General features: G+C 60.3%; 19 protein-coding genes and 1 pseudogene. 18 read left to right on the forward strand and 2 right to left on the reverse strand.

The window, feature by feature from the left end; translation table 11 throughout:
• Positions 1-9: 9 nt before the first annotated feature.
• The 17 genes from fliF (at position 10) to flhB (ending at position 15,120) form a co-directional block, all read left to right on the forward strand.
• Positions 10-1,797 carry a flagellar basal-body MS-ring/collar protein FliF gene (gene fliF, locus B0W55_RS09635; RefSeq protein ID WP_077045772.1) on the forward strand — a complete coding sequence of 596 codons (1,788 nt, stop codon included), beginning with the start codon at positions 10-12 and terminating at the stop codon, positions 1,795-1,797.
• On the forward strand, positions 1,790-2,809 hold the full coding sequence (fliG, locus tag B0W55_RS09640) for a flagellar motor switch protein FliG (RefSeq protein WP_077045773.1): 1,020 nt from the start codon (positions 1,790-1,792) through the stop codon (positions 2,807-2,809). The genes fliF and fliG overlap by 8 nt, the downstream gene beginning before the upstream one ends.
• A gap of 4 nt (positions 2,810-2,813) precedes the next feature.
• Complete coding sequence (gene fliH, locus B0W55_RS09645; RefSeq protein WP_077045774.1) at positions 2,814-3,599, forward strand: flagellar assembly protein FliH; 786 nt, start codon at positions 2,814-2,816, stop codon at positions 3,597-3,599.
• On the forward strand, positions 3,589-4,947 hold the full coding sequence (fliI, locus tag B0W55_RS09650; protein ID WP_077045775.1) for a flagellar protein export ATPase FliI: 1,359 nt from the start codon (positions 3,589-3,591) through the stop codon (positions 4,945-4,947). The genes fliH and fliI overlap by 11 nt, the downstream gene beginning before the upstream one ends.
• A gap of 6 nt (positions 4,948-4,953) precedes the next feature.
• Positions 4,954-5,403, forward strand: coding sequence for a flagellar export protein FliJ (fliJ, locus tag B0W55_RS09655; RefSeq protein WP_077045776.1), 450 nt, complete (start codon positions 4,954-4,956; stop codon positions 5,401-5,403).
• A 227-nt stretch (positions 5,404-5,630) separates the two neighbouring features.
• The gene (locus tag B0W55_RS09660) at positions 5,631-5,930 is read left to right on the forward strand and encodes an STAS domain-containing protein (RefSeq protein ID WP_077045777.1); all 300 of its coding nucleotides are present in this window, start codon (positions 5,631-5,633) and stop codon (positions 5,928-5,930) included.
• Between the two features lie 5 nt (positions 5,931-5,935).
• The gene (locus tag B0W55_RS09665) at positions 5,936-7,642 is read left to right on the forward strand and encodes a fused response regulator/phosphatase (protein ID WP_077045813.1); all 1,707 of its coding nucleotides are present in this window, start codon (positions 5,936-5,938) and stop codon (positions 7,640-7,642) included.
• A gap of 30 nt (positions 7,643-7,672) precedes the next feature.
• Positions 7,673-8,041 carry an Hpt domain-containing protein gene (locus B0W55_RS09670; protein ID WP_077045778.1) on the forward strand — a complete coding sequence of 123 codons (369 nt, stop codon included), beginning with the start codon at positions 7,673-7,675 and terminating at the stop codon, positions 8,039-8,041.
• Positions 8,042-8,124: 83 nt separating this feature from the next.
• Positions 8,125-9,483, forward strand: a complete 1,359-nt coding sequence (locus B0W55_RS09675; protein ID WP_077045779.1) for a flagellar hook-length control protein FliK — start codon at positions 8,125-8,127, stop codon at positions 9,481-9,483.
• Positions 9,484-9,713: 230 nt separating this feature from the next.
• Entirely contained in the window at positions 9,714-10,214 is a 501-nt protein-coding gene (gene fliL / locus B0W55_RS09680; RefSeq protein WP_077045780.1) for a flagellar basal body-associated protein FliL, read from the forward strand.
• A 9-nt stretch (positions 10,215-10,223) separates the two neighbouring features.
• Positions 10,224-11,192, forward strand: coding sequence for a flagellar motor switch protein FliM (gene fliM, locus B0W55_RS09685; RefSeq protein ID WP_034146283.1), 969 nt, complete (start codon positions 10,224-10,226; stop codon positions 11,190-11,192).
• A gap of 69 nt (positions 11,193-11,261) precedes the next feature.
• On the forward strand, positions 11,262-11,720 hold the full coding sequence (gene fliN / locus B0W55_RS09690) for a flagellar motor switch protein FliN (protein ID WP_077045781.1): 459 nt from the start codon (positions 11,262-11,264) through the stop codon (positions 11,718-11,720).
• 24 nt (positions 11,721-11,744) lie between these two features.
• Positions 11,745-12,167 (forward strand): flagellar biosynthetic protein FliO, encoded by a 423-nt coding sequence (fliO, locus tag B0W55_RS09695; protein WP_139340886.1) that lies wholly within the window; start codon positions 11,745-11,747, stop codon positions 12,165-12,167.
• On the forward strand, positions 12,167-12,925 hold the full coding sequence (gene fliP, locus B0W55_RS09700) for a flagellar type III secretion system pore protein FliP (RefSeq protein ID WP_077045783.1): 759 nt from the start codon (positions 12,167-12,169) through the stop codon (positions 12,923-12,925). The genes fliO and fliP overlap by 1 nt, the downstream gene beginning before the upstream one ends.
• Positions 12,922-13,191, forward strand: a complete 270-nt coding sequence (gene fliQ / locus B0W55_RS09705) for a flagellar biosynthesis protein FliQ (protein ID WP_077045784.1) — start codon at positions 12,922-12,924, stop codon at positions 13,189-13,191. Before fliP ends, fliQ begins: the two co-directional genes overlap by 4 nt.
• Before the next feature lie 3 nt (positions 13,192-13,194).
• On the forward strand, positions 13,195-13,980 hold the full coding sequence (fliR, locus tag B0W55_RS09710; protein ID WP_077045785.1) for a flagellar biosynthetic protein FliR: 786 nt from the start codon (positions 13,195-13,197) through the stop codon (positions 13,978-13,980).
• Positions 13,981-13,983: 3 nt separating this feature from the next.
• On the forward strand, positions 13,984-15,120 hold the full coding sequence (flhB, locus tag B0W55_RS09715; protein WP_077045786.1) for a flagellar biosynthesis protein FlhB: 1,137 nt from the start codon (positions 13,984-13,986) through the stop codon (positions 15,118-15,120).
• Positions 15,121-15,137: 17 nt separating this feature from the next.
• On the opposite strand, the gene B0W55_RS09720 is transcribed toward flhB, so the two are convergent.
• Complete coding sequence (locus B0W55_RS09720) at positions 15,138-16,130, reverse strand: RHS repeat-associated core domain-containing protein (protein WP_077045787.1); 993 nt, start codon at positions 16,128-16,130, stop codon at positions 15,138-15,140.
• 66 nt (positions 16,131-16,196) lie between these two features.
• Between B0W55_RS09720 and B0W55_RS09725 the strand changes: the two are divergent.
• Positions 16,197-16,525: pseudogene (locus B0W55_RS09725) on the forward strand (EscU/YscU/HrcU family type III secretion system export apparatus switch protein); the annotation flags it as partial.
• A 103-nt stretch (positions 16,526-16,628) separates the two neighbouring features.
• Here B0W55_RS09725 and B0W55_RS09730 read toward each other — a convergent pair.
• A complete protein-coding gene (locus B0W55_RS09730) occupies positions 16,629-17,744 on the reverse strand; it encodes an RHS repeat-associated core domain-containing protein (RefSeq protein ID WP_083743170.1) in 1,116 nt (371 codons plus the stop codon).
• Positions 17,745-17,780: the final 36 nt, after the last annotated feature.

Below are 17,780 nucleotides of genomic sequence, written 5' to 3' on the forward strand. Positions count from 1 at the left end.
GATTGAGTCATGGCAGAAGCAGTCGCCGATAACGTTCCGGCCAAGGCCACACCGACAGAAGGCAAACCGCCGCTGTTCGGCCTGTCCTTCCTGGAAAATCTTTCCGAGATGACCATGTTGCGTCAGGTGGGCCTGTTGGTCGGCCTGGCTGCCAGCGTGGCGATTGGTTTTGCCGTGGTGTTGTGGTCCCAGCAGCCGGACTACCGTCCGCTGTACGGCAGCCTTGCCGGCATGGACGCCAAGCAGGTGATGGACACCCTGGCCGCCGCCGACATTCCCTACACCGTCGAACCGAACTCAGGTGCCTTGCTGGTCAAGGCCGAAGACCTGTCCCGTGCGCGACTCAAACTCGCGGGCGCTGGTGTCACTCCCAGCGACGGCAACATCGGTTTCGAGATCCTCGACAAGGATCAGGGCCTGGGCACCAGCCAGTTCATGGAAGCGACCCGTTATCGTCGCGGCCTGGAAGGTGAGCTGGCACGGACCATCTCCAGCCTGAACAACGTCAAGGGTGCCCGCGTGCACCTGGCGATTCCCAAGAGTTCGGTGTTCGTGCGCGATGAGCGCAAGCCGAGCGCTTCGGTTCTGGTTGAACTCTATTCCGGCCGCTCTCTGGAGCCAGGCCAGGTTGTCGCCATCATCAATCTGGTGGCCACCAGCGTTCCCGAGCTGAGCAAATCGCAGATCACCGTCGTCGACCAGAAGGGCAACCTGCTGTCCGATCAGGCGGAAAACTCCGAACTGACCATGGCCGGCAAGCAATTCGACTACAGCCGTCGCATGGAAAGCATGCTCACCCAGCGTGTGCACAACATCCTGCAACCGGTGCTGGGCAATGATCGCTACAAGGCTGAAGTTTCGGCTGACGTGGATTTCAGTGCCGTCGAATCGACCTCCGAGCAGTTCAACCCGGATCAGCCGGCACTGCGCAGCGAACAGTCGGTCAACGAACAACGCACCGCCAGCAATGGCCCGCAAGGCGTGCCGGGTGCCCTGAGCAACCAGCCGCCGTCGCCGGCCTCCGCGCCACAAACCACCGGCGGCACCGCTGCTGCGGCAGGCATGGTTCAGCCAGGTCAGCCGTTGGTCGATGCCAACGGCCAGCAGATCATGGACCCGGCCACCGGCCAGCCGATGCTGGCACCATACCCGGCGGACAAGCGTCAACAATCGACCAAGAACTTTGAACTCGACCGTTCCATCAGCCACACCAAGCAGCAACAGGGCCGTTTGAATCGCCTGTCGGTGTCGGTGGTGGTGGATGATCAGGTCAAGGTCAACCCGGCCAATGGCGAAACCACTCGCGCGCCCTGGAGCGCCGATGAGTTGGCGCGCTTCACTCGCCTGGTTCAGGATGCGGTCGGCTTCGATGCCAGCCGTGGCGACAGCGTCAGCGTGATCAACATGCCGTTCTCCGCCGATCGCGGTGAAGTGATTGCCGACATTCCGTTCTACTCACAGCCCTGGTTCTGGGACATCGTCAAGCAAGTGCTGGGTGTGCTGTTCATCCTGGTGCTGGTGTTCGGCGTGCTGCGTCCGGTGCTCAACAACATCACCGGTGGCGGCAAAGGCAAACAGCTGGCCGGCATCGGCAGCGACGTGGAACTGGGTGGCATGGGCGGCCTGGACGGCGAACTGGCCAACGATCGCGTCAGCCTCGGTGGCCCGACCAGCATCCTGCTGCCGAGCCCGAGCGAAGGCTATGACGCACAGTTGAACGCAATCAAGAGTCTGGTGGCAGAAGACCCGGGTCGTGTGGCCCAGGTCGTGAAAGAGTGGATTAACGCAGATGAGTGATAACCGAGCCGTTGCCGCCAAGCTGTCCAAGGTCGACAAAGCCGCGATTCTGCTGCTGTCCCTTGGTTCTACCGACGCCGCCCAGGTGCTGCGCCACATGGGGCCCAAAGAGGTCCAGCGTGTGGGTGTGGCCATGGCCCAGATGGGCAACGTTCACCGTGAGCAGGTCGAACAGGTGATGAGCGAGTTCGTCGACATCGTCGGCGACCAGACCAGCCTGGGCGTCGGTTCCGACGACTACGTGCGCAAGATGCTTACCCAGGCCCTGGGCGAGGACAAGGCCAACGGCCTGATCGACCGCATCCTGCTGGGCGGCAACACCAGTGGCCTGGACAGCCTCAAATGGATGGAACCGCGCGCCGTCGCCGACGTGATCCGCTACGAGCACCCGCAGATCCAGGCGATCGTGGTGGCGTATCTCGATCCGGATCAGGCCGGCGAAGTGCTGGGCAACTTCGACCATAAAGTGCGGCTGGACATCATCCTGCGGGTGTCCTCGCTGAACACCGTTCAGCCAGCGGCCCTGAAGGAACTCAACCAGATTCTCGAGAAACAGTTCTCCGGCAACTCGAACGCCTCGCGCACCACCCTGGGTGGCATCAAGCGCGCGGCCGACATCATGAACTTCCTCGACAGCTCGATCGAAGGCCAGCTCATGGACTCGATCCGCGAAGTCGACGAAGACCTGTCCGGTCAGATCGAAGACCTCATGTTCGTGTTCAACAACCTGGCCGACGTCGACGACCGCGGTATCCAGGCACTGTTGCGCGAAGTGTCCTCCGATGTGCTGGTGCTGGCCCTCAAGGGCTCGGACGAGAACGTCAAGGAAAAGATCTTCAAGAACATGTCCAAGCGTGCGGCCGAGCTGCTGCGCGACGACCTCGAAGCCAAGGGCCCGGTGCGCGTCAGCGACGTGGAAACCGCGCAGAAGGAAATCCTCACCATTGCCCGTCGTATGGCCGAAGCCGGAGAAATCGTTCTGGGCGGCAAGGGCGGCGAGGAAATGATCTGACACCATGGCCAAGCATGACGATTTACCCACTGACCTGATCCGGGCCGGGCAGGTCAGTGGTTTCGATACCTGGGCCCTGCCCAGTTTCGACCCGCCGGAACCCGAGCCAGAACCTGAGCCGGAACCCGAACCGCCAGAGATGGAGGAAGTGCCGCTGGAGGAAGTCCAGCCACTGACCCTCGAAGAAGTGGAAAGCATTCGTCAGGAGGCCTACAACGAAGGCTTCGCGGTGGGCGAAAGAGAAGGGTTTCACAGCACCACCCTCAAGGTTCGCCAGGAAGCCGAAGTGGCGCTGACCGCCAAGGTCGCGGCGCTGGAGCAACTGATGAGCCACCTGTTCGAGCCCATCGCTGACCAGGACACCTTTATCGAAAAATCCCTGGTCGACCTGGTGCAGCACATCACCAGACAGGTGATCCAGCGCGAACTGGCGATTGATTCGACGCAGATCGAACAGGTCATGCGCGAGGCGCTCAAGCTGTTGCCGCTGGGCGTGGGCAACGTGCGCCTGTACATCAACCCTCAGGATTTCGAACAGGTCAAAGCCCTGCGCGAGCGCCATGAAGAAACCTGGCGCATCGTCGAGGATGAGTCGCTGTTGCCGGGCGGTTGCCGGGTCGAGACCGAACACAGCCGCATCGATGCCACGGTGGAAACCCGGGTCGCGCGGGTGATGGACAAACTGTTCGATCAACTGCACGAGCAGGCCCTGCACCCGTCCGAGGCGGACCTGAGCCTGGACCTGCCGATCGACAGCAAACCGGTCTCGGACATTCCCGATGCGCCTTGAACGCACCAGTTTCGTCAAACGCCTGAGCAGCTACGCCGAGGCCACGCAATTGGCCGGCGCGCCGATCCTTGAAGGACGCCTGCTGCGCATGGTCGGCCTGACCCTCGAAGCCGAAGGTCTGCGCGCCGCCATGGGCAGCCGCTGCATGGTCATCAACGACGACAGTTACCACCCGGTGCAGGTCGAAGCCGAAGTCATGGGCTTCTCCGGCAGCAAGGTATTTCTGATGCCGGTGGGCAGCGTTGCCGGTATCGCCCCTGGTGCCCGGGTCGTGCCGCTCTCGGACAGCGGTCGTCTGCCGATGGGCATGAGCATGCTCGGCCGGGTACTCGATGGCGCCGGTCGGGCCCTGGATGGCAAGGGCGGAATGAAAGCCGAAGACTGGGTGCCGATGGATGGCCCGACCATCAACCCGCTCAAGCGCGAACCGATCAGCGAACCGCTGGACGTGGGCATCCGTTGCATCAACGGCATGTTGACGGTGGGGCGCGGTCAGCGACTGGGCTTGTTCGCTGGTACCGGTGTCGGTAAATCCGTGCTGCTGGGCATGATGACCCGCTTCACCGAGGCCGACATTATTGTCGTCGGCCTGATCGGTGAGCGGGGTCGGGAAGTCAAGGAGTTCATCGAGCACATCCTCGGTGAAGAAGGCCTCAAGCGTTCGGTGGTCGTGGCCTCGCCGGCGGACGATGCGCCGCTGATGCGCCTGCGCGCCGCCATGTACTGCACGCGCATCGCCGAGTATTTCCGCGACAAGGGCAAGAACGTCCTGTTGCTGATGGATTCCCTGACCCGTTTCGCCCAGGCCCAGCGGGAAATCGCCCTGGCCATCGGCGAGCCGCCCGCGACCAAGGGCTACCCGCCGTCGGTGTTCGCCAAGTTGCCGAAACTGGTGGAGCGGGCAGGCAACGCCGAGAAGGGCGGTGGTTCGATCACCGCGTTCTACACCGTGCTGTCCGAGGGCGACGACCAGCAGGACCCGATTGCCGACTCGGCGCGAGGCGTGCTCGACGGGCACATCGTACTGTCGCGGCGCCTGGCCGAAGAAGGTCATTACCCGGCCATCGATATCGAAGCGTCCATCAGCCGGGTGATGCCGGCGGTGGTGTCGCCGGAGCACATGACCCGGGCGCAGTATTTCAAGCAGTTGTGGTCGCGCTATCAGCAGAGCCGGGACCTGATCAGCGTCGGCGCCTATGTGGCCGGCGGTGATCGCGAGACCGACCTGGCGATTTCCCTGCAACCGCAGTTGGTCAAATACCTGCGCCAGGGTCTCAACGACAGCATCAGCCTGGGCGAGAGCGAAGCCTATCTGGCCTCGATCTTCGCGCCCGCGGCGGGCGGTTAATCGGCCATGGCCCAGACTCGGGCAGGGCGCCTGGCCCCCGTGGTGGAAATGGCCGAAAAGGCTGAGAAAACCGCGGTCCAGCGTCTGGGGCACTTTCAAGGTCAGGTACGCCTGGCGGAAAGCAAGCTGGCCGACCTCGAAGCCTTTCGGCTCGATTATCAGGAACAGTGGATCGTACGCGGCAGTGGCGGTGTGTCGGGGCAATGGCTGCTCGGCTATCAAGGCTTCCTGGCGCAGTTGGGCACGGCCATCGACCAGCAGCGTCAGAGCCTGGCCTGGCACCAGAACAACCTGAACAAGGCGCGCGAGACCTGGCAACAGGCATTCGCCCGGGTCGAAGGCTTGCGCAAACTGGTGCAACGTTACATGGATGAGGCGCGGGCGCTGGAAGACAAGCGCGAGCAGAAGCTGCTGGACGAGTTGTCCCAGCGCTTGCCCAGGCAGGATCAGTATTGATTCAGATGTACACAAAGTTTTTGAGCCGCCCAAATCCCCTGTGGGAGCGGGCTTGCTCGCGAAAGCGGTGTGCCAGTCGACCTCCATGCTGCCTGTTGAGCCGCCTTCGCGAGCAAGCCCGCTCCCACAGGTTTTGCGCCGACACCCCGATAGGCTGCCTTGCCCCAACCTCTACCAAATGCTAAACCTTGTACAAGAAGGTTCACCCATGACAAGGAAGCCATAAAATGTCCGTCGTTTCGCAAGTCTCTCCAGATGGTCAAAAACTGACGATCTCCGTCAAAGGGCGTTTCGATTTCGCCAAGCATCAGGAATTTCGTGAATCCTACGAGTCCAGGGATCTGGCCGAAGTGGTGATCGACCTGAAAGAGGCGACCTACCTCGACAGCTCCGCACTGGGCATGTTGCTGCTGTTGCGTGACCACGCCGGCGGCGACGATTCCGACATTCGCGTCGTCAACAGCAGCTCCGACGTGAGAAAAATCCTCGCGATCTCCAATTTCGACAAACTGTTCGACATCAGTTGATCGCCGTGCAGGCTGCACTCGAACCGCTGACGATCCTGATCGCCGAAGACAGCGCGGCCGATCGCCTGCTGTTGTCGAGCATCGTCCGCCGCCAGGGCCATCAAGTACTGACGGCGGCCAACGGTGCCGAGGCGGTCGAAGCGTTTCGCCAGGAGCGCCCGCAACTGGTGCTGATGGACGCGATGATGCCGGTGATGGACGGCTTCGAAGCGGCCCGGCAGATCAAGGCGTTGGCCGGCGAAACCCTGGTGCCGATCATCTTTCTTACCTCCTTGTCCGAAAGCGAAGCCCTGGCCCGTTGCCTGGAAGTGGGTGGCGACGATTTTCTGGCGAAACCCTATAACCAGGTGATCCTTGCCGCCAAGATCAAGGCGATGGACCGTCTTCGACGGCTGCAGGAAACCGTGCTGCAGCAGCGCGATCAGATTGCCCGCCATCACGACTACCTGCTCAACGAACAGCGGGTGGCCAAGGCTGTGTTCGACAAGGTGGCCCACTCCGGCTGCCTGAACGCCCCCAACATCCGCTACCTGCAATCGCCCTACGCGCTGTTCAACGGCGATCTGCTGCTGGCGGCCTTCACCCCGGCCGGCGACATGCACGTGCTGCTCGGCGACTTCACCGGGCATGGCTTGCCGGCCGCGGTCGGCGCGATGCCGTTGGCCGAGGTGTTCTACGGCATGACCGCCAAGGGCTATGGCCTGGCCGAAACCCTGCGCGAGATGAACGCCAAGCTCAAGCGCATCCTGCCGGTGGATATGTTCTGTTGCGCCACGCTGCTGTCCCTGAGTTTTCAACGCCAGTCAGTGGAAGTCTGGAACGGCGGCATGCCCGACGGTTATCTGCACAGTATTGCCAGTGGTGAGCGCACGCCGCTCAAGGCGCGGCATTTGCCCCTCGGCGTATTGACCCCGCAAACATTCGACGATCGCACCGAAGTGTTTCCGATGGCGCTCGGTGATCGGGTGTTCCTGTTGTCGGACGGGGTGATCGACACTTGCGATGTCAACGATCAGCTCTTTGGCGTAGAGCGCCTGCAGCAGGTGTTTGCCGCCAATCGTCAGCCTGATGCGTTGTTCGAGGACATCGAGCAGGCACTGCGGGATTTTCGCGGAGAGGCCCGTGACGATGTCAGCATGGTGGAAATCAGCCTGCTGGACCCGAACCTGCTGAGTCCGCCGGCGCCGATCTATTCCGACAGTGGCCAGTCCTGCCCCCTGGACTGGTCGGTGAGTTTCGAATTTCGCGCCGCCACCCTCAAACGCTTCAATCCGCTGCCCTACCTGCTGCAACTGTTGCTGGAGGTTCACGGCCTGCGGACCCAGAGCGGGGCGCTGTACAGCGTGCTGGCCGAGTTGTATTCCAATGCCCTGGAACATGGCGTCCTGGGGCTCGATTCAAGCCTCAAGCGTGACGTCGCCGGTTTTGCCCGTTATTACCAGCAGCGCAATGCGCGCCTGGAAGCGCTGGAGGACGGCTATGTGCGCGTGCACCTGCAGGTCACGCCGGAGGGCGAGGGTGGTTGCCTGGTGATTCGCGTCGAAGACAGTGGCAAGGGATTTGATGTGGAAAGGGTGATGGCGCGCCCGGTCGACCCTGTCCGTTTGTCGGGACGTGGTGTCAGTCTGATCCGACAATTGGGGCGTAACGCCCATTGGACCGACGATGGTCGAAGTGCCCGCGTGGAGTTTTTCTGGGAGGCTCTGGCATAATCCGCGCATTCTTGATCAAGGAGTGAACAAGTGGCTGACATACATCTGGATCCGGACGTGCTGAGCGCGTTGCGGGACGTCATGGAGGATGAGTTTTCGACGCTGATCGATACCTTCCTCGCCGATTCCGAACAACGGTTGCGGCAATTGACCGTGGCTGGCGATGCCACGCAATTGCTTGAAGCGGCGCACAGCTTCAAGGGCAGCAGCAGCAATATGGGGGCGATTCGCCTGGCCGCGTTGTGCCATGACCTGGAGCAGCGTTCCAAGGAGCGCAACCTCTCGGGGATCGAACTCCTGATCGCTGATATCACCCGCGAATTCGCTTTGATCCGACCACTCTATGAAGATGAGCGCACGCGCGCCGGTTCTGCGATCGCGACCGTTCGGCCCTATTGACCTATTTCCATAAGAATTGGCGCGGCCTTTGCACACAACTCCCTGAACTGTACCTACGATCCCAGTACAGCGGAGACCGTTAAATGCCCGTTACCCCCAATCTTCTTCTCCAGGCCAACGCGCCGGCCAAGACTCAAAGCGCCAGCGCCAATACCACGGCGCTGGCCGCAGAGCCCGGGGACAAGGCTTCCAGCTTCGCTCAGGTGTACGCCAGGCAGGCGCAGAACAAGCCTGCGACATCCACCGAGGATTCGGCCAAACCGGTACGAGACAAAGCCACGGACAGCGCCGGCAAGCAGGATGTGGGCAACGACAAGGCTGCCGCCGAGGAGCCTGTGGTTGCCGATAGCGGCAAATCCTTGCCCGCCGCCAAACCTGTGACAGCCGATGACGAAAGCGCCAGCGATGACGCCGATGACGCAGCACAGACGCCTGTCGTCGATGCCGCGCCGGTCGACCCGACGCTCGACCCTGCCTTGCTGCAGGCGGTGCAACCCACGGTGTCAGAACCCGCCGCCGTCACCCCGCCGGTGGTCGATGCGCAGCCAGCGCCAACTCAAACCCAGGTTGCCGCTGTTGTCACGGCAGCACCGCCGGCGGCAGTTGCAGACCCCGATTTCGATCCCGAAGCCGATCCGCTCGACGCACTGCCGGCCCTGCGCCTGGCCATGGAGCAGAGTGGTCACGTGTCAGCGTCCAGCCAGGCGCAGCCTAAGGCTGCACCAACGCCTGCCCAGGCGCAGGCCGATGGCGAGCAGACCGCGGCGCAGAATTTTGCCGCCGGCATGGCCACCATGCTCGATGTGCAGACCAGCAAGGACAGCACCAGCCAGGGCGGCGACAAAGCCTTCAGCGGCCTGATCGATGACGGCCTCAAAGACCTGACATCGGCCAGCAGCGATACCCGGGTCGACGATTTCGCCAATCGTCTGGCGGCGCTGACGCAAGCGGCCACGCCGAAAACCGCTAACGCGCTGCCGGTGAACCAGCCGATCGCCATGCACCAGAACGGCTGGACCGAGGAAGTGGTGAACCGGGTGATGTACCTGTCCAGCGCCAACCTCAAGGCGGCGGACATTCAGCTGCAGCCGGCGGAACTGGGGCGTCTGGACATCCGCGTGAACATGGTGCCGGACCAGCAGACCCAGGTGACCTTCATGAGTGCCCACCCGAGCGTGCGAGAGGCGCTGGACGGCCAGATGCACCGCTTGCGCGACATGTTCGCGCAGCAGGGCATGGGCCAGGTCGACGTCAACGTGTCCGACCAGTCCCGTAATCCGCAGCAGGGCCAGCAACAGGCTCACCAAAGCCAGAGTGGCGGTACCCGTGCCAGCGGCGGTCGCCTCGATGCCATGGATGACGACATCGCGCCGAGCGTGGTTGAAGTCGCCGCTCCCGTGACCAGCGTGATTGGTTCCAGCGCCGTCGACTACTACGCCTGATTCATCGCAACACATCCCTGGGGGAGCGGGCTTGCTCGCGAAGGCGTCGTCTCAGACACCATGGAAGGCGACTGATACTCCGACTTCGCGAGCAAGTCCCCTCCCACAAGGGGCCTGCTGCGTTCTTGGTCTGCTTTCGGCCATCCATCTCGGTCCGACCTTTCTGGCATAACACTTGCTCTTGCCTATCCGTGCGACTGTGAAAACCCGATTAGTGACGGATTATTGGCATGGCGAAGAGCGACGCAGCAGTAAAAGACCCCGCAACCAAAGGCAAACTCAAGCTGATTATCCTGATCGTAGCGGCTGTGCTGCTGGCGATCGGTTTGTCCGTGGGAGCGACCTGGTACTTCATGCACAGCGCCCAGAGCAAGCCTGCGGCAGTGGCCGACGTGGCCCCGGTCGGCAAGCAGCCGGCGATTTTCGAATCCATGGCGCCGGCATTCGTCGCCAACTACAACCAGAACGGCCGTCAGCGCTACATGCAAGTGAGCATCAGCATGCTCGCGCGCAACCAGGCCGATCTGGACGCGCTCAAGGTCCACATGCCGGTGATCCGCAACAACCTGGTCATGCTGTTCTCCGGGCAGGATTTCGCCACGCTCGCCTCGCCGGTCGGCCAGGAAATGCTGCGCCAGAAAGCCACGGCCAGCGTCCAGGAAGTGGCGCAGAAAGAACTCGGCAAAGTGGTTGTCGAACAGTTGCTCTTCACTAATTTCGTACTGCAGTAGGAACACGACATGGCCGTGCAGGACCTGCTGTCCCAGGATGAAATCGACGCGCTGTTGCATGGCGTGGACGATGGTCTGGTACAGACCGATATCGCTGCCGAACCCGGCACCGTCAAAAGCTACGACCTGACCAGCCAGGATCGCATCGTCCGCGGACGCATGCCGACCCTGGAGATGATCAACGAACGTTTCGCCCGCTATACGCGCATCAGCATGTTCAACATGCTGCGCCGCTCCGCGGACGTGGCGGTCGGCGGCGTGCAGGTGATGAAGTTTGGCGAATACGTGCACTCGCTGTACGTGCCGACCAGCCTCAACCTGGTCAAGATCAAGCCATTGCGCGGCACCGCGCTGTTCATTCTCGACGCCAAACTGGTGTTCAAGCTGGTGGACAACTTCTTTGGCGGCGACGGCCGTCACGCGAAGATCGAAGGGCGTGAATTCACCCCGACCGAACTGCGGGTGGTGCGCATGGTGCTGGAGCAGGCCTTCGTCGATTTGAAGGAAGCGTGGCAGGCGATCATGGAAGTGAACTTCGAGTACATCAACTCGGAAGTGAACCCGGCCATGGCCAACATCGTCGGCCCGAGCGAAGCGATCGTGGTGTCGACCTTCCACATCGAACTCGATGGCGGTGGCGGCGACCTGCACGTGACCATGCCGTACTCGATGATCGAGCCGGTGCGCGAAATGCTCGACGCCGGCTTCCAGTCCGACCTCGACGACCAGGACGAGCGCTGGGTCAATGCCCTGCGTCAGGACGTGCTGGATGTCGACGTGCCGATCGGTGCCACCGTTGCCCGTCGCCAGTTGAAACTGCGCGACATCCTGCACATGCAGCCGGGGGACATCATCCCGGTGGAAATGCCGGAAGACATGATCATGCGCGCCAACGGCGTGCCGGCCTTCAAGGTCAAGATGGGCTCGCACAAAGGCAACCTGGCGTTGCAGGTGATCGAGCCGATCGAGCGCCGTTGACCGGCGCACCCCCTATTCGTTTTTAACTGACGGCCTCCCGTTCAAAGGTGGCCTTCCGAGGACAAATTGATGGCTGACGATATGAATACCCAGGACGACCAGGCGCTGGCAGACGAGTGGGCAGCAGCCCTGGAAGAAACCGGTGATGCCGGTCAGGCCGACATCGACGCGCTGTTGGCGGCCGATGCGTCCTCTTCCTCCAATAACCGTCTGCCGATGGAAGAATTCGGCAGCGTGCCGAGAAGCAACGACCCGGTGAGCCTGGAAGGTCCGAACCTGGACGTGATCCTCGACATCCCGGTATCGATCTCCATGGAAGTGGGCAGCACCGACATCAACATCCGTAACCTGCTGCAGCTGAACCAGGGTTCGGTGATCGAGCTTGATCGCCTGGCCGGTGAGCCGCTGGACGTGCTGGTCAACGGCACGCTCATCGCCCACGGCGAAGTGGTAGTGGTCAACGAGAAGTTCGGCATCCGCCTGACCGACGTGATCAGCCCAAGCGAACGCATCAAGAAGCTGCGCTGAGTGAAAAGGTTCCTGGGGTGGGTAATGGCGCTGCCGTTGAGCGTGATGGCGGCCGAGCCGGTTACCACAGCCGCCACCGCTGCTGCGCCAGTGGCCAGTGGCGGGGTGGCCGGGCAATTGACGCAACTGGTGTTCGGCCTGCTTTTGGTCGTCGGGCTGATCTTCCTGCTCGCCTGGCTGTTGCGCCGGGTTCAGCAGGCAGGGCCGGCGGGCAAAGGCCAGGTGATCGAGCTGATCGGCTCCCGCGCGCTGGGCCCCCGTGATCGCTTGATGCTGGTGCAGGTGGGCAACGAGCAGATCCTGCTCGGTCTGAGCCCGGGCACCATCACCGCGTTGCATGTACTCAAGGAGCCGGTGCAAGTGCCGGCCGCCACGCCAACCGCGACCCCCGAGTTTGCCCAGCGCCTGATGGAGCTGTTGGGCAAGGATCAGAAGGATAAGAAGTAATGGGTGCGTTACGCATCATCTTGACCCTGGCCCTGATGCTGGCTGCGCCGCTGGCGTTTGCCGCCGATCCGTTGTCGATCCCGGCGATTACCCTGGGCACCAACGCCCAGGGCGCTCAGGAGTACTCGGTCAGCCTGCAAATCCTGCTGATCATGACCGCGCTGAGTTTCATCCCGGCGTTCGTCATGCTGATGACCAGCTTCACCCGGATCATCATTGTCTTCTCGATCCTGCGTCAGGCCCTGGGCCTGCAACAGACGCCGTCGAACCAGATCCTCACCGGCATGGCGCTGTTTTTGACCCTGTTCATCATGGCGCCGGTGTTCGACCGGGTGAACCAGGATGCCTTGCAGCCCTACCTGGCGGAAAAGATGACCGCCCAGGACGCCGTGGCCAAGGCTCAGGTCCCGATCAAGGACTTCATGCTCGCCCAGACCCGCACCAGTGATCTGGAGCTGTTCATGCGCCTGTCCAAGCGCACCGACATCGCCACGCCGGACCAAGCGCCGCTGACGATTCTGGTGCCGGCGTTCGTCACCTCTGAGTTGAAAACCGCCTTCCAGATCGGCTTCATGATCTTCATTCCGTTTTTGATCATTGACCTGGTGGTGGCAAGTATTCTCATGGCGATGGGCATGATGATGCTGTCGCCGCTGATCATTTCCCTGCCGTTCAAAATCATGCTGTTCGTGCTGGTCGATGGCTGGGCGCTGATCATCGGTACCCTGGCCAGCAGTTTCGGTGGTGTATCGCCATGACCCCAGAAGTTGCCGTCGACATATTCCGCGATGCCCTGTGGCTGACCACGCTGATGGTCGCGGTGCTGGTGATCCCCAGCCTGCTGGTGGGCCTGGTGGTGGCGATGTTCCAGGCCGCCACCCAGATCAACGAACAGACCCTGAGCTTCCTGCCGCGCCTGCTGGTCATGCTGGTGACACTGATCGTGGCCGGCCCGTGGCTGGTGCAGACCTTCATGGAGTACATCCTGCAGCTGTACGGCAGCATTCCGCAGGTCATTGGCTAAGCCATGTCTTCGCTGCTGCAACTGACCGATACCCAGATCAGCACCTGGGTGGCGACTTTCATGTTGCCGCTGTTCCGGGTCGGCGCCTTGCTGATGGTCATGCCGGTGTTCGGCACCTCCCTGGTGCCCAAGCGTGTGCGTCTGTACTTCACCCTGGCCATTACCGTGGTCATCGCCCCGGGCCTGCCGCCCATGCCGCCGGTCAATGCACTGGACTTGAGTGGTCTGCTGCTGATTGCCGAGCAGATCCTCATAGGCGCGGTACTGGGATTTTTCCTGCAGTTGTTTTTCCAGGCCTTCGTCATCGCCGGGCAAATCCTCTCCATCCAGATGGGCATGGGGTTCGCCTCGATGGTCGACCCCACCAACGGCGTGTCGGTGGCTGTTATCGGTCAGTTTTTCACCATGCTGGTGACCCTGCTGTTCCTGTCGATGAACGGCCACCTGGTGGTGTTCGAAATACTCACCGAAAGCTTCACCACGCTGCCGGTGGGCAGTGGCCTGACGGTCACCCATTACTGGGAACTGGCCGGCAAGCTCGGTTGGGTGCTGGGCGCGGCGCTGCTGCTGGTGCTGCCGGCGATCACCGCGCTGCTGGTGGTCAACATCGCCTTCGGCGTGATGACCCGGGCGGCGCCGCAACTGAACATTTTCTCCATCGGCTTCCCGCTGACCCTGGTGCTGGGGATGTTCATCATGTGGGTCGGGCTGGCGGACATTCTCAATCAGTATCAACCGCTGGCCAGCGAGGCCTTGCAGTTTTTACGCGAACTGGCACAGGCGCGCTGAGACATGGCAGAGAGCGAAAGCGGTCAGGACAAGACAGAAGACCCCACGGACAAAAAGAAAAAGGACGCCCGAGAGAAGGGCGAGATCGCCCGTTCAAAGGAACTCAACACCCTGGCGATCATGCTCGCCGGCGCCAGTGCCCTGCTGATATTCGGCGGCGCCCTGGCCCAGGAGATGATGGACCTGATGCGCCTGAATTTTTCCCTGTCCAGGGACGTGGTGCTGGACCAGCGCTCCATGGGCACCTTCCTGCTGCATTCGGGGCAGATTGCCTTGCTGGCCATTCAACCGGTGATGATCACCCTGTTGCTGGCCGCCCTGATCGGCCCGATCTCCCTGGGTGGCTGGCTGTTCTCCGCCGGCACCATGGCCCCCAAGTTCAGCCGCATGAATCCCGGCGCCGGCCTCAAGCGCATGTTCTCCACCAAGTCCATCGCCGAACTGCTCAAGGCCCTGGCCAAGTTCTTCATCATCCTGTTCGTGGCGCTGATGGTGTTGTCAGCCGACATCGACGACCTGCTGCGCATCGCCCACGAACCCCTGGACCGGGCCATCACCCACAGCCTGCAAGTGGTCGGCTGGAGCACCCTGTGGATGGCCTGCGGCCTGATCATCATCGCCGCCGTCGACGTACCGATCCAGCTGTGGGAAAGCATCAAGAAACTGAAAATGACCAAGCAGGAAATCCGCGACGAGCACAAAGACCAGGAAGGCCGGCCGGAGGTCAAGCAACGCATCCGCCAACTGCAGCGGGAAATGTCCCAACGCCGGATGATGGCGGCCATCCCCGAAGCCGACGTGGTCATCACCAACCCGACCCACTACGCCGTGGCGCTCAAATACGACGCCGACAAGAGCGGCGCGCCGATGCTGATCGCCAAGGGCAGCGATTTTCTGGCGTTGAAGATGCGAGAAATTGCCGTTGCTAACGAAGTGTTGCTGCTGGAGTCACCGGCGCTGGCGCGGTCGATCTATTACTCGACCGAGTTGGAACAGGAGATTCCGGGTGGCTTGTATCTGGCCGTGGCGCAGGTATTGGCGTATGTGTATCAGATTCGGCAGTACAAGGCAGGGAAGGGCAAGCGGCCGGATCCGTTGAAGGATGATTTGCCGATTCCGCCGGATTTAAGACGGGATTAGTCGTCAGTATTTTATGGTTAATCCTTGCGCAGTCTTGCAGCGTCAAATACAAGGTTTTTTGGGCTTGGGGGAGGATTGCTCCCCTGTGAGGCGGGTGCCTTGGCTAATGAAGTAAGGTCTACATATTCAAACAGATTGGCTATTTGGTAGCGGGAGTGATGGCGCTCAATGCTATCGGCCTCATTGATTTTCTTATGTGCTTTTATGAGCAAGTTCTTAGCTGATATGAGATTTTCAATTGACTCTGGCTGAGTGTTTAGTAGAGCGACCTGCGATCTGAGCTCTTTGAATTTTGTCATTTTATGTTCGAAGGCTGCACTAAACACGCGATCTGCAAGTTCTGCACTGTCGAGGTTGCTAATTTCTGAGGGAAGGGCGTTGATTTGTTTCTTTAAACTATCAATCACTTTGCTTGTGTCGAAGCTTCCTGTTTTTGCCGGAGCCGAGGCGGCAACTTTGTTTAAAAAGCTGGTAAACCAATTATGCCCTGTGCTGTCTGTACGATTTATTGGTTCTCCACCGCAATAGGCATACGCATTTAAACCTCCTTTACCGAAGGGGCTTAAGTTATCGGTGCAGGTGAACCTCATTAACAACGGGTCAAACGGTCGATACCCATTCCCCAACAAATACCATCCCGTCACCGGATCCGGCCGCTCGCCGTTGAAGCCAAGCGGGCTCAGTAGTCCGCTGTCCGAGGAGCGATGTCCGTAGGGCGAATAGGCAAGGCCCCGGGATGTTTGATTGACTTGGAGCGCTTGCAGTACAGACCGTTGCTGATCGGTAGCCAGCAGTGCCGCTTCGAGTGCATCGCCGTCGCGTAGTTGCGCCAGTAATTGGTCTTCGTGTTGGATGATCGAGTAGCTGATTGCTCCGTTTATCTCGGTTGCCAAGCGGGTTTTGCAATAGAAATGCTGGCGCTCTGGCTCGTTTGTCGGCGCATCGGCGATCAGTCGATCGAGCGGGTCATAGCGGTACTGGCAGTGCAGGCTTTCGCTTGATGATGGCATGGGTGAGTGCTCCGAAGTGCTAGCACTCAGTATCGGTCTTGTCGCATGCAGTGGGTACTAGCAGAACTGATAGGTGGGCAGTTCCGCCTCTTCGCGGGCAAGCCTCGCTCGTACATTTTCAGCTGCTGGCCGCGCTGATCGGCCCGATCTCCCACGGTGGCTGGCTGCTCTCCGCCGGCACCAGGGCCCCCAAGTTCAGTCGCATGAACCACGGCGCCGGCCTCAAACGCATGTTTTCCACCAAGTTCTTCATCGTCATGTCCGTGCCACTGATGGTGTTGTCCGCCGACATCGACGACCTGCTGCGCATCGCCCACCGCCCCCTGGACCGGGCCATCATTCACAGCCTGCGGGTAGTCGGCTGGAGCACCCTGTGGAAGGCAAGCGGCCTAATCCGTTGAAGGAAGATTTGCCGATTCCGCCGAATTCAAGGCCGGATGCTTAAGCGGAATCGTCTTTATATTAATGAGTAATTTAGGCCTAATTGCTTTCAACTATTTAAAAAAGGTGGAGGAAACGATCTTTAAGCGCGGTATTTGGGCCGTCAACATCGTTTCCATATCGTATGATTTGATTCATTGCTCTGTTAGGAAGAATTCCAAGTTCATTTCCATTGAGCGCAGAGGCGTAGGCTTCGTTTTGATTGTGAAATTGCGCTCTGTCGAGGTTGTTGTGGCTAGAGTTCCGATGGCGAACGTTGTTTAAGAGATTGTTAAGGTTGATGTCCCCAATCGATTTATCTGTTGCGCTGACCAGCTCGGCTGAGCTTCGTGATGAATTTGCCAGCTTCTGCAGTTCGCTTCCTTTTGAAGCGCTAAAGCTTAACTGTTTCAGTGATGGGGAGTTGATTGTGGTTCTTGTAAATCCCGTAGAGTCCATGTAAGTCGTAGTTACGATGTCGTTGAAAGAAAGGCTGAGAAAATTCTGTTCTTCAACGATTCGGTAAAAAAAATTCTCTGGGCCGGCTTTGGCAGCAGGGGGCATTTTTCTTTTTTTTATTCCTGAGGCTACTCTCGGGATGGTGTTGCGACTACGCTTTAATGCGTTATTCAGAATTTTCGCTGCGGCTATACTTGCAATACTGTGACCGCTTGGGTCGGAGAATTTTATTGGATTCCCTAAGCAATAGGTGTAGGCGTTTAATCCTCCCTTTCCAAACGGACTTACGCTATCCGGACTGGTGAAGCACATCAACACTGGAATAAACGGTCGATACCCATTCCCCAATAAATACCATCCCGTCACCGGATCCGACCGTTCGCCATTGTAGCCGAGCAGGCTGAGCAACCCGTTGGCGATTGGGCGATGGCCATATGGGGAATACACAAAAGGCTGTCCCGGTTGGTTGGCTTTCTGAGATTGCAGCACTGATCGCTGGTTATCGGTTGCCAGCAACGACGTTTCACGCGCATCGCGTTCACTATGCTGCTGTGCCAATAACTGGTCTTCGTACTGGATGATGGAACAGGCGGTTGCCCCGTGTATCTCAGTCGCCAGACGGCTTTTGCAGTAAAAACGCTGGCGCTCTGGCTCGTCTGGCAGCGCATTGGCGACCAGCCGATCCAGCGGGTCGTAGCGATATCGGCAGAGCAGATTTTCCCTTGGCGATGGCATGAGTGAGTGCTCCGAAGTGCTGGCGCTCAGTATCGG

Source organism: Pseudomonas sp. KK4 (genome assembly GCF_001984065.1).
Classification (GTDB): domain Bacteria; phylum Pseudomonadota; class Gammaproteobacteria; order Pseudomonadales; family Pseudomonadaceae; genus Aquipseudomonas.

Coding starts and splice junctions, on each gene's coding strand:
- B0W55_RS09660 (WP_077045777.1), top strand. CDS start 5,631: ATGTCCGTCGTTTCGCAAGTCTCTCCAGATGGTCAAAAACTGACGATC.
- B0W55_RS09730 (WP_083743170.1), bottom strand. CDS start 17,744: ATGCCATCGCCAAGGGAAAATCTGCTCTGCCGATATCGCTACGACCCG.
- B0W55_RS09720 (WP_077045787.1), bottom strand. CDS start 16,130: ATGCCATCATCAAGCGAAAGCCTGCACTGCCAGTACCGCTATGACCCG.
- fliN (WP_077045781.1), top strand. CDS start 11,262: ATGGCTGACGATATGAATACCCAGGACGACCAGGCGCTGGCAGACGAG.
- flhB (WP_077045786.1), top strand. CDS start 13,984: ATGGCAGAGAGCGAAAGCGGTCAGGACAAGACAGAAGACCCCACGGAC.
- fliG (WP_077045773.1), top strand. CDS start 1,790: ATGAGTGATAACCGAGCCGTTGCCGCCAAGCTGTCCAAGGTCGACAAA.
- fliQ (WP_077045784.1), top strand. CDS start 12,922: ATGACCCCAGAAGTTGCCGTCGACATATTCCGCGATGCCCTGTGGCTG.
- fliF (WP_077045772.1), top strand. CDS start 10: ATGGCAGAAGCAGTCGCCGATAACGTTCCGGCCAAGGCCACACCGACA.
- fliL (WP_077045780.1), top strand. CDS start 9,714: ATGGCGAAGAGCGACGCAGCAGTAAAAGACCCCGCAACCAAAGGCAAA.
- fliP (WP_077045783.1), top strand. CDS start 12,167: ATGGGTGCGTTACGCATCATCTTGACCCTGGCCCTGATGCTGGCTGCG.
- fliJ (WP_077045776.1), top strand. CDS start 4,954: ATGGCCCAGACTCGGGCAGGGCGCCTGGCCCCCGTGGTGGAAATGGCC.
- B0W55_RS09675 (WP_077045779.1), top strand. CDS start 8,125: ATGCCCGTTACCCCCAATCTTCTTCTCCAGGCCAACGCGCCGGCCAAG.
- fliI (WP_077045775.1), top strand. CDS start 3,589: ATGCGCCTTGAACGCACCAGTTTCGTCAAACGCCTGAGCAGCTACGCC.
- fliM (WP_034146283.1), top strand. CDS start 10,224: ATGGCCGTGCAGGACCTGCTGTCCCAGGATGAAATCGACGCGCTGTTG.
- fliH (WP_077045774.1), top strand. CDS start 2,814: ATGGCCAAGCATGACGATTTACCCACTGACCTGATCCGGGCCGGGCAG.
- fliO (WP_139340886.1), top strand. CDS start 11,745: ATGGCGCTGCCGTTGAGCGTGATGGCGGCCGAGCCGGTTACCACAGCC.
- fliR (WP_077045785.1), top strand. CDS start 13,195: ATGTCTTCGCTGCTGCAACTGACCGATACCCAGATCAGCACCTGGGTG.